Source organism: Hyphomicrobium zavarzinii ATCC 27496, assembly GCF_000383415.1.
GTDB classification, from domain to species: domain Bacteria; phylum Pseudomonadota; class Alphaproteobacteria; order Rhizobiales; family Hyphomicrobiaceae; genus Hyphomicrobium_C; species Hyphomicrobium_C zavarzinii.
The window spans coordinates 414679-427550 of the sequence record NZ_KB911258.1 but is presented as its reverse complement, the minus strand read 5'-3'; the positions used below and the strand labels follow the sequence as shown (position 1 = coordinate 427550).

Annotated in this window: 14 protein-coding genes; 5 read left to right on the top strand and 9 right to left on the bottom strand. The window is 61.7% G+C overall.

All coding sequences use genetic code 11. The annotated features are described in order from the left end of the window. Positions 1–131 precede the first annotated feature (131 nt). The 6 genes from F812_RS26095 to F812_RS0113145 form a co-directional block, all read right to left on the bottom strand. Complete coding sequence (locus F812_RS26095) at positions 132–1400, bottom strand: RelA/SpoT domain-containing protein (RefSeq protein WP_083929186.1); 1269 nt, start codon at positions 1398–1400, stop codon at positions 132–134. Between the two features lie 10 nt (positions 1401–1410). After that, entirely contained in the window at positions 1411–3366 is a 1956-nt protein-coding gene (gene thrS / locus F812_RS0113165) for a threonine--tRNA ligase (protein ID WP_020086452.1), read from the bottom strand. Positions 3367–3532: 166 nt separating this feature from the next. Next, positions 3533–3853: a hypothetical protein gene (locus F812_RS0113160; protein WP_020086451.1), complete on the bottom strand. Its 321-nt coding sequence runs from the start codon at positions 3851–3853 to the stop codon at positions 3533–3535. 108 nt (positions 3854–3961) lie between these two features. Next, positions 3962–5332 (bottom strand): tetratricopeptide repeat protein, encoded by a 1371-nt coding sequence (locus tag F812_RS25535; RefSeq protein WP_020086450.1) that lies wholly within the window; start codon positions 5330–5332, stop codon positions 3962–3964. Between the two features lie 105 nt (positions 5333–5437). Then, complete coding sequence (gene yidD, locus F812_RS23835) at positions 5438–5746, bottom strand: membrane protein insertion efficiency factor YidD (RefSeq protein WP_020086449.1); 309 nt, start codon at positions 5744–5746, stop codon at positions 5438–5440. A 6-nt stretch (positions 5747–5752) separates the two neighbouring features. Next, a complete protein-coding gene (locus F812_RS0113145; protein WP_020086448.1) occupies positions 5753–6241 on the bottom strand; it encodes an iron-sulfur cluster assembly scaffold protein in 489 nt (162 codons plus the stop codon). A gap of 159 nt (positions 6242–6400) precedes the next feature. Between F812_RS0113145 and hisI the strand changes: the two genes are divergently transcribed. Then, complete coding sequence (gene hisI / locus F812_RS0113140; protein ID WP_020086447.1) at positions 6401–6826, top strand: phosphoribosyl-AMP cyclohydrolase; 426 nt, start codon at positions 6401–6403, stop codon at positions 6824–6826. 262 nt (positions 6827–7088) lie between these two features. Beyond that, positions 7089–8057, top strand: a complete 969-nt coding sequence (locus F812_RS0113135) for a patatin-like phospholipase family protein (RefSeq protein WP_020086446.1) — start codon at positions 7089–7091, stop codon at positions 8055–8057. A gap of 109 nt (positions 8058–8166) precedes the next feature. Here the strand turns inward: F812_RS0113135 and F812_RS0113130 are convergent, their stop codons facing one another. Next, on the bottom strand, positions 8167–8598 hold the full coding sequence (locus F812_RS0113130) for a CBS domain-containing protein (protein ID WP_020086445.1): 432 nt from the start codon (positions 8596–8598) through the stop codon (positions 8167–8169). A gap of 183 nt (positions 8599–8781) precedes the next feature. Next, positions 8782–9525 carry a rhomboid family intramembrane serine protease gene (locus F812_RS0113125; protein ID WP_020086444.1) on the bottom strand — a complete coding sequence of 248 codons (744 nt, stop codon included), beginning with the start codon at positions 9523–9525 and terminating at the stop codon, positions 8782–8784. Between the two features lie 248 nt (positions 9526–9773). Between F812_RS0113125 and F812_RS23830 the strand changes: the two genes are divergently transcribed. The 3 genes from F812_RS23830 (at position 9774) to F812_RS0113110 (ending at position 12164) form a co-directional block, all read left to right on the top strand. Beyond that, the gene (locus F812_RS23830; protein ID WP_198011194.1) at positions 9774–10457 is read left to right on the top strand and encodes a PAS domain-containing protein; all 684 of its coding nucleotides are present in this window, start codon (positions 9774–9776) and stop codon (positions 10455–10457) included. 294 nt (positions 10458–10751) lie between these two features. Next, the gene (locus F812_RS0113115; RefSeq protein WP_020086442.1) at positions 10752–11381 is read left to right on the top strand and encodes a PilZ domain-containing protein; all 630 of its coding nucleotides are present in this window, start codon (positions 10752–10754) and stop codon (positions 11379–11381) included. 138 nt (positions 11382–11519) lie between these two features. Then, the gene (locus tag F812_RS0113110; RefSeq protein WP_156827404.1) at positions 11520–12164 is read left to right on the top strand and encodes a transglutaminase-like cysteine peptidase; all 645 of its coding nucleotides are present in this window, start codon (positions 11520–11522) and stop codon (positions 12162–12164) included. Positions 12165–12344: 180 nt separating this feature from the next. Here F812_RS0113110 and F812_RS0113105 read toward each other — a convergent pair whose 3' ends face one another. Next, positions 12345–12872 carry a gamma carbonic anhydrase family protein gene (locus tag F812_RS0113105; RefSeq protein WP_020086440.1) on the bottom strand — a complete coding sequence of 176 codons (528 nt, stop codon included), beginning with the start codon at positions 12870–12872 and terminating at the stop codon, positions 12345–12347.

Genomic DNA, 12872 nt, shown 5'->3' with positions numbered 1-12872 from the left:
CTCACTCATGGCCCCTGCTCGGCGGGGGCATCCACGACGCGTTGCGGCGCGGGTGCAGTATCGATAGCGCCCAATCATTGAGACTGGCGTGGATGGCCGCCTTAACGGCCATGACATAGCCGACGTCCAACCTACAGATATTGTTCTATCTCAGATTTCCGTTTTATCTCAAGCGATACACCACCTTCAGTGGAGACAAATCCTTTTAACCTTAGGCTTTTTAGAGATCCATCGAAGGTGATAACATCTTTACAAAAGTGATTTCGCAAGGTGTCTTCCGACGCCTTTTTGCTACCCCAAAATCGCCTACGTGCTAGAACCCCCAATATCTGCCGCGCGCCAACATCAAGCTCCATTCGCTTTGAAAAGCCAACGATTGAGTCCTGCAGACTTTCAAGCACTTTATCGTAAGCGGCTACACCGAAGTAATGACTATGCGTTTTTCGAACAGTTGACACATCTGACGACCCTATGAGAACAACTTCGAGTTGATCCTCCGCGGGATATTGTCGCTCGTACTTTGAGTAAGTATCAGCCGCTTGATCAGGATCTCTATCCACAATATCCCAAGTGATAAATGAACCTGAATTCCAATCAAACACAAATATCCAATTATTAATTCCCTTGGCGGAACTTCGCTCCTTTTCAGCCAGCGTCCTCATGATGTCGTCATTTACGAACGTACCAAGAGCTTTACCCTTCCCCGAAGCCTCAATAATCTCCTCTGCTCGGCGTCGGAGAGTGTCAAGCTCCACCTGAGCATGACCGCCTGGCTGCCGCCCAGCTTCAAGCTCGTAAAAAATATCAGAAAGGTTCTTGAAATATTTGATAACGACCGGGTCACCCTCCTGCTCTTTAAGGTGAGACCCATATATAACCGAGGTTCTTTCTATGCTCTCAGCCCAATAATGCTGGATCATACTTCTGATCTGAAGCTCTATAACTTTTTCTTTGTTTTCTATTATAAGATGAACAGCCCTGTATCCCGAATCATCACGACCACGCGGGCGGTAATCAGTCGCTCGGACCAAATTCAAATACTCAGTTTCTGCAATCTTCTTTTCTATGAAGTCTTTTAATTCATCTACCTGCCGATTTGATCGCACAATTATACGGCAACCACCAATATCTTGAAGCTGGGTAAGGCGAGCACTCAAGCGCCGAAGCTTTCTTAATATCTGGGGCTTTCTCTTGAGGCGTTGAGCGATGTAGTAATGCTCTCCATTGTTCGTCAGCCAAAACTGGATTTGACTAGTTAGCTCCGTTAGTTTTGGTAGAAATGTTTTTCTGTAAGTATCGAATACATCTTCCAACTCTAAATATTCTTCGGTCAGCGGATCGGGCGGGGTTGAGAGCAGCCGCCCCGCCTTGTCTATTCGAGCTTTTGACGGACCGCCCATACGCTTACACCTACCGCAAATCGGGCGGGGTCGCTTCCGTTGCGAGAGACGCAATAGCTTCGTCCAAGCTCACCACCGTCTGGTCCTGTGAGCCCAGGCGGCGGATGGAGACTTTCTTCTCCTCCGCCTCGCGCTTGCCGACGACGAGGATCACCGGAACCTTGGCGAGCGAGTGCTCGCGGACCTTGTAGTTGATCTTCTCGTTCCTGAGATCGCTTTCGACGCGCAAGCCCGCGGCCTTCAGCTTCTCGACCACCTCCAGCGCATAGTCGTTCGCATCCGAGACGATCGGCGCGACGACGATCTGGAGGGGAGCGAGCCACAGCGGGAAGTGCCCGGCGAAGTTCTCGATCAGGATGCCCGTGAAGCGCTCCAGCGAGCCGAACATCGCGCGGTGGATCATCACCGGCGTCTTCTTCTCGGAATGCTCGTCGATGTAGAACGCGCCGAGACGGCCCGCGAGGTTGAAGTCCACCTGCGTGGTGCCGCACTGCCAGTCGCGGCCGATGGCGTCCTTCAGCACGTATTCGAGCTTCGGTCCGTAGAACGCGCCCTCGCCCGGCTGCAGCGCCGTCTTCACGCGTCCGTTCGAGCGCTTCGTCACCTCGTCGAGCACATCCTGCAGCGCCTTCTCGGCCTTGTCCCACAGCTCATCCGCGCCGACACGCTTTTCAGGCCGCGTCGAGAGCTTGATGAAGATGTCCTCGAAGCCGAAGTCGTTATAGATCGAGAGCATCAGATCGTTGATCTTGAGGCACTCCTCCATGATCTGATCTTCGGTGATGAAGATATGCGCGTCGTCCTGCGTGAAGTGGCGCACGCGCAGCATGCCGTGCAGCGCGCCTGACGGCTCGTAGCGGTGCACCTTGCCGAACTCGGCGATCTTCAGGGGCAGGTCGCGATAGCTCTTGAGCCCGTGCTTGTAGATCTGCACGTGGCCCGGGCAGTTCATGGGCTTGCAGCAGAACACGCGCTCGTCCGGCAGCACCGTCGTGAACATGTTCTCGCCGTAGTTCTCCCAGTGGCCGGAAAGCTCCCAGAAGTGCTTCTCCATCATGTCGGGAGAGTTCACCTCCTGATAGCCCTCGCGGTCGAGGCGGCGGCGCATGTATCCGATCAGCGTTTGGAACAGCGTCCAGCCCTTCGGGTGCCAGAAGACGGAGCCCGGCGCCTCTTCCTGGAAATGGAAGAGATCCATCTCGCGGCCAAGCTTTCTGTGATCGCGCTTCTCGGCTTCCTCGAGGCGATGCAGATAGTCCTTGAGCTCGTCCTCCGTCGCGAAGGCCGTGCCGTAGATGCGCTGAAGCTGCGGGTTGTTGCTGTCGCCGCGCCAATAGGCGCCCGCGAACTTCATGAGCTTGAAGGCCTTGCCGATCTGGCCCGTGGACGTCATGTGCGGGCCACGGCAGAGATCGAGCCATTTGCCCTGCTTGTAGATCTTGAGATCCTCGCCGGCCGGAATGGCGTCCACCAGCTCGATCTTGAACACCTCGCCCTTGTCGCGGAAGAACTGCTTGGCCTTCTCGCGGCTCCAGAACTCCTTCGTAAAGGGCGCGTTCTTCGCGATGATCTCCGCCATCTTCTTTTCGATCTTCGGAATGTCTTCCGGCTCGAAAGGCTGCTGCTTGGCGAAATCGTAGAAGAAGCCGTTCTCGATGACGGGGCCGATCGTCACCTGCGTGCCGGGCCACAGCGCCTGGACCGCTTCGGCCATCACGTGCGCGGTGTCGTGCCGGATCAGCTCCAGGGCTTCCGGGTCCGTGCGCGAGACGAACTTGATCGTCGCGTCCGATTTGATGGGATCGGCAAGATCCGAGAGCACTCCGTCGAGGCTCATCGCGACCGTGCGCTTTGCGAGAGAGGGCGAGATCGACTTGGCGACCTCGAGCCCCGTGATGCCGGCGGCGACCTTGCGGGACGCGCCATCGGGAAACGTCAGCGTAATCTCAGGCTTAGAGTCTTGCATCGATCAGCTCCTCTCACTCGCGGCATACCGATCCGCGTAAGATTATGGAGCCGCTTCAATCGTCGGAAACGGGCGGGAAGTCAAGATGGGCAGTAGGCAGTAGGCAGTAGGCAGTAGGCAGTAGGCAGTAGGCAGTAGGCAGTAGGGCTAAGCGGGTTGCGCTGCCTCAGAAATCGAAAAAGCTGAAGATCGCTGCGAAAAACGCGGCGATGGCGGCGAAAATCCCGAGCACAATGTTCGCAATCGTCTCGAAGATGGCTTCGAACGTGTCGGAGACGGAGGCGCCGGCCAGGATGATCAGGGTGCCGCCCGTGCCGACCAGGGCGGCCGTCACGGCGCTGAAGACGGTGTACCAGAGGATGCCCGTCAACAGCAGGCCGATGAGGATTGTTGCGGCGACGCGGCGGAGGAGACCGCTGCTTTTGGCGGGCGGCTCGGCGGATGCCGGTGCGGGATCGGGCGCGGGGCCAGAGTTGGGCGCGATCATTCGAGATCTCCATCATCCGTGCCGACGGACGGACTTTTGACGCTCGCATTCTACGGGCCTTGCGCGGCGCGCGCTGTTCCGGATGGGACAGTGCCCGCGCGAGAGCCGTCAGTTCACGCCTAGCTTGGCGAGGCCAGCCTTGCTTTCGGCGTTACCGGGATCGATGGCGAGGGCGGCGCGGAAGTCGCTAATCGCGGCCTCGCGGTTGCCGAGAGCGGCGTGAATATGGGCGCGCGTGTCCCACACGTAGGCCTGCTTGGAGAGCAGGCGCACGGCGGCATCGGCATCGGAGAGCGCCTTGTCGGAGCGCCCTGTGCGATAGTAGGTCCAGGCGCGGTTGTTGAAGGCTTCGCCGTTCGAAGTGTCGAGGCGAATGGCTTCCGAGTAGTCGGAGATCGCCTTGTCCCAATTGCCTTTGTCGTAGTGGACCGTTCCGCGCAGGCTGTAGGCGGCGGGCGTCGGTTTCAGCGTAATCGCCGCGGACAACGCTTCGAGCGCCTTGTCGAGCTCCCGGCGCTCGCGGAGCGCCTTGCCGTTGAAGACGTGGAGCTCGGCGAGCTCCTCGCCTTTCGCGAGGCCGCTGTCGATCACGGTCTTGCAGGCCACGACGGCGGCGTCGGCGCTTCCTTCGCGGCAGGCTTTCCACGCCTGCGGCAGCATCCGCTTCGCGGTCAACACATCGGCGGGGTCCGGTGCGTGCGCGGGCAGTAGCTCGAGGCTCCCGCCCGAGGGCTTTTGCGGCTTCGCCTCCGGCTGTGTCGCGGCGCCTGCGGGTGGCGCGGGCGTGAGCACCGTGACCTCTTGCGTGCCCTTCGGCTTCGGCGCACCCGTGTTTCCACCCAGGAGCGTCAGCCCCGTCACGACACCCAGCGCGACAAGGAGCGCACCACCCGCGAGCACCATGGGCTTGCGAGCTTTCGCTGCCTTGCCCACCGGCGGGCGGGCGGGTGGCTCCGGCCGCTCGCTGGCGACGCGATAGGTGGACGGCGTCTCCGCCTCGATCGCCTCGCCCTCGACACTGATGTCCTGAAACTTGAGCTTGAGCTTGCTCGCCACCGCCTCGCGCACCGAGCGGGAGATGCAGACGCCGCCCGGAATGGCGAGCGAGACGAGATGGGCTGCACCCGACAGCGTCTCGGGCGAGACTTCCGGCGTGCCGTCCACGCGGCCACTCACCTCGCCGATGGTAATCGCGATGCGATACTCCAGACGTTCGGCGAGCGAGAGGGCTTTGTTACGGGCGCGTAGCGTCTCCTGAGCCTCTACGGCTGCGCGCACGGCTTCAACTGCGCTCTGAAACTCGACGAGGAGCGCTTCGCCGACCGCGGGAAGCACTTGCCCGCCGCCACGCGTCGCGATCTCCTCGATCACGGCGCGGTGGTCTTCGAGGCGCTTCAACGCAACCCCTTCGTCCGCGGCAAGAGCGCGGCTCATGCCGGCCACGTCGGCCATCAGGACGGCTGCGATCTTGCGCTTCACCGCTTATCTGCTCCCTGGCGGGCCATTTGGCGGCCCGCGCGAAATCCATGGCTCCGGTCCTACCACGGGGGGACGCGGCGTCCGAACCCCGGGTTTTCATTACAGCTAAGATTTCGGAGTTAAATTTTGACCGCAGCAGGTGCGGCTCCAGCGTCCGTAGCGCCAGGGGGCAAAGGGGTGGGACACGGCGCGGATATCAGGCGGAGGATCATATCCGGCGCTGCCCCAGGGGTGGCAGCGCGACAGGCGCGAGAGGGTCAGCCAGAAGCCGCGCCACGGGCCGTTCGTCTCGATGGCATCGAGCGCGTATTCGGAGCAGGTGGGCAGGTGGCGGCACTCGAGGCCCATCAGCGGCTTCAGCGTCCAGCGGTAGACGTGAACCGGCGCCTTCAGGATGGCCTTACCCCAGCTCATCGGACCTCAGCCCCGCCCTGCGGGCGCCTCCGGAGCGGCGGCCTCCAAACTCACGTCACCGCGCCCGGCCTTGGCCTGGTCGAGCGCGCGCTCGACCGCCTCGAACACGAGCAGGGTGGACGCGTGCCGATGGGGGTAGTCCTTCACAGGGGCCAGCAGCCCGAGGTCCGCCCAGCGCCCGCCGGGGCGCGGCCCGCCCTCCTTCAGCATCCGGCGCATGGTGGCGGCGACGGCGCGAAACTCGTCGGCCGGCGTGCCTACAATCTCGCGGCCGACAATGGCGGCGGAAGCCTGTCCCAGCAGACACGCCTTCACAGTCTGGCCGAAATCCGTGATCCGGTCTCCGTCGAGCTTCAGCTCGACCTCGATGGTGGAGCCGCACAACTTGGAATGGGCACGCGCCGAGGCATCGGGGCTGGCGATATGCTCGGTGCGCGGGATCTCCGCAGCCAGCTCGAATATCCTCTGGTTGTAGATGTCATCGAGATCCGCCATGGGTGCGTTCTGCTTCTCCAAGTGGTGGCTGGGCGTGAGCTTGGCGGCAGATGCTCCGCTTCCGCTTTCGACCGGGCGCAATCACTTCTATATAGGGCCTCTGGCACGGGCATTCGAGTTGCATCGGCGCGACACCCCGTCCCGAGCTTTGGGCCATCCATGACCGATACCTCATCTCCCTCCTTTGCCGCACGCGGATCCACGGCGGATATCGAGCAAGGCTCGGTTTTCCAGCCGAAGTTCGACAAGGACGGCCTGATCGCGGCCATCGTGACGGACGCAGCCTCGGGCGCGGTGCTGATGTTCGCGTGGATGAACGCGGAAGCTCTCAAGCTTTCGCTCGAGACCGGGATTGCCCATTTCTGGAGCCGCTCTCGCCAGCGCCTGTGGCGGAAGGGCGAGGAAAGCGGGAATACGCTCGCCATACAGGAAGCCCGGGTCGATTGCGACCAGGATGCCGTCTGGCTCAAGGTCTCGGTCGGCGGAGAGGGCGTGACCTGCCACACGGGGGCCCGCTCCTGCTTCTACCGCACGCTTTCGGCTACCCCCGGGGCGCCGGCCAAGCTCACACGGTCGAACGTCTAGCCCCTTCCCTCTCCGGCCCCAATTCCGCCCGTTCCTGAACGGGTGCGAAACCAATTTGCGCGCTCCCGCGTTGAATTCGAGCTGCACCGCAGCAACGAATTCTCAAATCGGATCACATCGTTGGTAGGGGGGCTTTAATCGGAATCTGCTAGCCTCCAATTAAGGGTTGAGGGGATCCGGCTTCGCTACGCGACGGGTCTCATGGGACGTCGCACCGGCCACAATCTCAAGAACCGAGAGGGCCGGAGGAGTGGAGACCGCCATGGCAACCGCCGGCGCAGGCAAACTCAAGATCGGTCTTGCTCTCGGAGGAGGCGCGGCGAGAGGTTGGGCGCATATCGGGGTTCTCCGGGCGCTGCGCAAAGCCGGTATCGTTCCCGACATCATAGCAGGCACGTCCATCGGAGCCGTCGTCGGCGCGTGTGACGTGACCGGCCATCTCGACGAACTCGAAAATTTCGCGCGCGAACTGACGACGCGCAGGCGCGTTCTCGGCTATCTCGATTTCAATCTTTCCGGCACTGGCCTCATCACGGGCCATCGGCTTGGCGAGCGCCTTCACAAGCATCTCGGCGACATCAAGATCGAGGATCTTCCGCGCCGCTTCACAGCCGTCGCGACAGAGATCGGCACTGGCCACGAGGTCTGGCTTTCCCGCGGCACTCTGGTCGATGCCGTGCGAGCTTCCTACGCGCTTCCCGGCGTGTTCCGCCCGGTGAAGGTGGACGGGCGCTGGCTGTTCGACGGCGCGCTCGTCAATCCCATTCCGGTCTCGGTGTGCCGTGCGCTCGGCGCGCGCTATGTGATCGCGGTGAACCTCAACATCGACATCTCGAACCGGGGCACCATCTCGAACGTCAATCAAATGCCTGGCACGGATCTCGAAATGGAAGAGACGCCACCCGTGACCGGCAGCAACGGCATCGCAGTGCGCCGCCTTCTGCAACGGCAGATCCTCGGCAAGGGCGATGACGTCCCCGGCATCTCGACTGTCATGGTCGATGCCTTCAACATCGTGCAGGATCGCATCGCGCGCTCGCGTCTTGCCGGCGATCCGCCGGACGCCATGATCAGCCCGCGGCTGCACGGCATCGGCCTGTTCGATTTCCATCGCGCGGACGAGCTCATCGCACGCGGCGAAGCGGCTGCCAAGCGCGAGGTCGACGATCTTTCGCGCGAGCTCGACACGCGCCACATCCCGCATGGGCAAGCTCAATTGCCGATGTCGTAGACTTTCCGAGGCGCGCAGGAATTCGAGACCAAAAAAAGAAAACGGCGCGCCATCCAAAGCGCGCCGCTTCTTTTTTGCCGAGCAGCTTCGAAAGCCGCCGACGTCTCGTTCAACCCGTCGCGAGATAGTTGCGCATGGCCGAAACTTCCATTTCGACTTCCGCAACATGGAATTTCACGACATCGCCGATCGAGACGATGCCAACGAGGGCTTCATCCTCGATCACGGGGAGATGGCGGAAACGGCCCTTGGTCATGATCTCCATGAGCTCGTCGAGCTCACTGGTCTCCTGACAGCAGATCACGTTGCGCGTCATGACCTCCGAAACCATCAGGCTCAGGGCCGGCGCGCCGCGCTCGGAAATGGCACGGATGATATCGCGTTCGGAAATGATGCCGGCGACGTGTCCATTCTCGCCGACAACAACAATTGCGCCGATCTTTTTCGGACCGAGCTTCTTCGCGACGTCGAGCAGCGTCGCGTTCGGCCTTACGGTCGAGACCGCTCTTCCTTTCAACTTCAGTATCGATGCGACGTTCATGAACGTATCCTCCCGCTCGCCGTCGAATGATGCCGCGCTCTTACGAAAGCTCCTCCGCCTCCGCACCCGCCCGTAACCAGCTCGATCCTTAGCGAGCGTCTTTTATCCTCGGGTCTATTGGCCGAGTCTGGAAACAAACCCGGCAATCAAGAGTGATCCAAACTCTCTCAGCACGCAAGAGTTTCAATCATCATTTGGTTGCCGTTGATCTTCGGCCCGGGAGACATCGTCGAAAAGACCATAAGTAAAAAGCCCTAGTAGGTAGCCGCCGAGATGGGCTTCCCAAGCAATTTCCGCCGAATTTTGTGCGCCGCCGAAGCCGATTATCGTGAGCACGCTTATGAGCACCAGAATTGCGCTGGTGACCAGGATGCGCCGATCACGCAAAGCTTCGGCGAGCGACATGAGAGGGATTGAGCGCGGTGCCTCACGCAAACGGCGAAAGCCTCCGGAATCAATGGCAGGAAAGAGAAACCTCAAAGTGCCGCCCATGAGGCCGGATATGGCGCCGGACGCGCCGATCATCGGCTGAACGAGCTCGCTGTTGGCGAGATAGAACGCAAACGCGCCCGCGAGACCACACACCGTAAAGAACAGCAGAAAGCGCACCGTACCGGTACGTTCGGCTATTGCACCGCCGAAGGCCAGCAGCCACGCGGAATTGAGCGCGAGGTGAACCCAGTCGCCGTGCATTAACATGTGCGTAAACGGCGAGGTGAATACGGCCAGCTCGCCGCCGGGCAGCTCGGGCGCGAGCGGACCGTAGCGTGCGGGAATGAAAGCGGCCGCGAGCACGACCCACAAATCGTCATCGGCCGACAAGAAGCTGCGCCCCACGTGCACCAGCACGAGTACGGCCAGAACGGCGACCACGACCTTCGGAACATTGAAGACCGGCTCTTGCTGGGACGGCACCGTTGGGATCACGCGAGGCTCCTCGGTTGGGCGGGCGGCGATATTCGAACATCTTTCATTTTAACGATACGCCGATCTCCAATCCTCAGCCGAACCAGAACGCCGCACGTCCTTCCGTGCATATGGCACGAAAGCTGCTCTTGTCGACTGCAAGGCTCGTTTCGACACCCTTCCCTTCACTCCGAGCCCCACCCCCCTCTCGAGAGCAACCGCTCTTGAAACCGGCGCAGCAGAGCCCTGCCGCGCCGCAGGAGAATTGCGTGCTGAGCAGTATCGATATGAAACATCCGGCCACCCAAGCCCTCTATGCCTACTGGAACGAGGTGAGACGCGATCGCCGGGCTCCCCGGCGGCTGGAAATCCAGCCGGCGCGGATCGGGGATTTCCTGCTCGATACCTTCATCCTGGAACGGGCCGAGCGGAACGTCTTCCGTTTCCGGCTGGCTGGAACACGGGTGGCGTCCCGCTTCGGCATGGATGTCAGATCCCGCGATTTCCTGTCCTGCTGGACCGAGGGCGATCGCTCGCTGCTCGAGCACCACCTCTCCGAGATTACGGACCTCGGCCGCGTCGGGCTGTTCACCGGTGAGCTCGGCGCTCCGTCCGGCCAGGATTTCCGGGCGGCGGAAGCACCGATGTTCGAGTTGCTCGTGCTTCCGCTGGTCCATACGGGCCAGTCGATCGATCGGCTGCTGTGCATGCTCGTTCCCTTGGAGGAGCCGGCGGCGTCCTTCCGGTCCTCCCCACTCAGCATGCGGCTGCTGGCCGGGGAGAGCATCTGGCCGTCCGCCGAGCACAGGGACGCATTCGCTTACGCCGACCGTCAGCTTCCTCTGCACCCCCACGTCCGCACGGCGCGCATCGTGCGCCAAGGCCGCCGGCAATTCCGGGTCTACGAAGGCGGGCGCGACGAGGCGGCCGACGCAATGGCAAAGCGCCCCTAAAAGGCCGGCGGATCAGGGATCGCCTGGGCCGTCCGGAACGCGCCCTTCGTGCCGCCCAGGCCGTGTGACATCCAAAATTCTCAAATCTGAAACTTTGGCGCGCCCACCCGCGTTCACATCGGGCGTTCCTATTGTGCCTACCCGTGGCACTCCCCGCCGTGCGGGTTTGGATCATCAGTTAGTCGTTCATTAAGTGTGTTGTTCCAATATGGGACTCCATTGGCCGCAAGCGGTTGTAATGCCCGCTTCGGGGTCGCGGAGGTCGTTTCTCTCGTTTCTGCTTGGAACTCGTCCATGTCGCCCAGTTCAGCCAGCACAGTCAGAGCCTCGATCCGGTTCGATACGCGGATCGTTCCCGATCGCCGCCGCCACAAGCGCTATGCGCTCGCGCTGCTCGGGCGTTTCATGCGGGCGAACAAGCAGGAGTTTCCTTGCAGGCTCAACGATATCTCGGTGGGTGGCGCCGCCATCATGGCGCCCGTCGAGGTTGAGATCGGCGAACGCATCGTCGTCTACTTCGACGAAATCGGCGGTCTGGAAGGCGTTGTTGTGCGCACTTTCGAAGGCGGTTTTGCAATCGCCCTCAAAGCCACCCAGCACAAACGCGAAAAGCTCGCAGCGCAGATCACCTGGCTCGTCAACAAGGACGAGCTCGGCGGAACCTTCGGCCGCCGGCACAAACGCTTCGAAGTGGTCAACAAAACGTCAACGCTCCGACTGTCGGACGGCCAGTCGGTGGACTGCCGCGTGCTCGACGTTTCGCTGTCCGGCGCCTCGATCCAGACGGATGCGCGTCCGCCGATCGGCGACGAAGTCATCTTCGGAAAATTGCGCTGCAGGGTGATGCGCTATCACGACCGCGGGATCGGCGTGCAGTTCCTCGACATCCCAGATCCCGAGGCTTTGCGGCGATATTTCGGCTGAGCGAGGGCCCGAACGGTGTCCCCCGCGGAACTACACTTTAGCTCAAATTTTGCTCGATTTCTGACGGCGTACTTCAGAGGACCACGACCTTTCTCGATTACTGTGGTCGGCGTGAGAGGGATAGTAGGGGTAGTGAGTATGAAGCGTTTGGTTGTTTGCATAGCAGGTGCCCTCACGGGGATCTTGGGATCGGCGAGCGCCATGGCGGAGCACTCGATCTCCCGGACCGTCAGCACGGCCTCTCCCTTCATGAGGGTGTACGGGCCTTCCCAGCCTCCTTATGGATTTGTCCGCTTCTGCGACAGCAATCCTCAAGCTTGCGCTCCGCAGCGCATCGAGGATGTGCGCTTCCAACCGACGCCCGAGCGCTTGAGCGAGCTCGACGAGGTGAACCGCTGGGCGAACCACGTCATCGCGCCGGCGACGGATCAGGAGATCTACGGCGTCAGCGAATTCTGGACCTACCCGACCGATCGCGGCGATTGCGAGGACTATGCGCTGCTCAAGCAGAAGATCCTGCTCGATCGCGGCTGGCCCAAGAGCTCTCTTCTGCTCACCGTCGTGCGCGACGAGAAGGGCGAGGGTCATGCCGTTCTCACCGCGCGCACCGCGCAGGGTGACTTCGTGCTCGACAACAAGGTCGACGACGTCCGCCTGTGGAACGCGTCAGGCTACTACTTCATCATGCGCCAGTCGTATCTCGATCCGCGCGTATGGGTGTCGCTCGATGCGAACGACCGCGCCGCTCCCGAGGCAATCGCCGGTGTGCGTGAAGGCAACTAGCCGAGCGCACACTCGACCACCACGTTTCACTACCCCACTGCCTGTTTGACTTCCGAGCCCGGGTATCCCTGCCCTGCCCCCAACCGGGCTCACCTTGAGCCGGACGCGATCCCCCCTCGTGTCCGGCTCGAATTTTTTTGAAGGGGCTCTCGCTCTCCCGCTCGGCCGGAAAGCGCATCGCTACATCGGGCGGAAACCGGCGGCGTAGCGCTTCCAGTTCTTGACGTAACGCCCCGCCGCCCCGCCGAAGCGGGCGACATCCTCGTCCGTCAACTGGCGCACGATCTTTCCAGGAGAGCCCAGCACCATGGAGCGGGGCGGGATCACCTTGCCCTCGGCAATCAGCGTGTTGGCGCCGATCAGGCACTCCTCGCCGATCTTGGCGCCGTTGAGAATGATCGAGCCGATGCCGATCAGGCTTCCGCGACCGATGGTGCAGCCGTGCAGCATCACCATGTGGCCGATGGTGCAGTCCTCTCCGATCTCCAGCGGATAGCCGGGGTCGGTGTGCAGCACGCATCCGTCCTGCACGTTGGAGCGTGCGCCCACGCGGATCAGCTCGTTGTCGCCGCGCAGGACCGCGCCGAACCAGACGCTTGCGTCCGTCTCGATCGCGACCTTTCCTAGAACGATGGCGTTGGGGGCCACCCAATAGCTGCCGTCGGCGGGCGTCGTGACACGCGCGCCATCGAGCTCATAAAGGGCCAT

Coding starts and splice junctions, on each gene's coding strand:
- F812_RS0113130 (WP_020086445.1), bottom strand. CDS start 8,598: ATGAACGTCGCATCGATACTGAAGTTGAAAGGAAGAGCGGTCTCGACC.
- yidD (WP_020086449.1), bottom strand. CDS start 5,746: ATGAGCTGGGGTAAGGCCATCCTGAAGGCGCCGGTTCACGTCTACCGC.
- F812_RS0113135 (WP_020086446.1), top strand. CDS start 7,089: ATGGCAACCGCCGGCGCAGGCAAACTCAAGATCGGTCTTGCTCTCGGA.
- hisI (WP_020086447.1), top strand. CDS start 6,401: ATGACCGATACCTCATCTCCCTCCTTTGCCGCACGCGGATCCACGGCG.
- F812_RS0113110 (WP_156827404.1), top strand. CDS start 11,520: ATGAAGCGTTTGGTTGTTTGCATAGCAGGTGCCCTCACGGGGATCTTG.
- F812_RS0113145 (WP_020086448.1), bottom strand. CDS start 6,241: ATGGCGGATCTCGATGACATCTACAACCAGAGGATATTCGAGCTGGCT.
- F812_RS26095 (WP_083929186.1), bottom strand. CDS start 1,400: ATGGGCGGTCCGTCAAAAGCTCGAATAGACAAGGCGGGGCGGCTGCTC.
- thrS (WP_020086452.1), bottom strand. CDS start 3,366: ATGCAAGACTCTAAGCCTGAGATTACGCTGACGTTTCCCGATGGCGCG.
- F812_RS0113115 (WP_020086442.1), top strand. CDS start 10,752: ATGTCGCCCAGTTCAGCCAGCACAGTCAGAGCCTCGATCCGGTTCGAT.
- F812_RS0113160 (WP_020086451.1), bottom strand. CDS start 3,853: ATGATCGCGCCCAACTCTGGCCCCGCGCCCGATCCCGCACCGGCATCC.
- F812_RS0113105 (WP_020086440.1), bottom strand. CDS start 12,872: ATGGCCCTTTATGAGCTCGATGGCGCGCGTGTCACGACGCCCGCCGAC.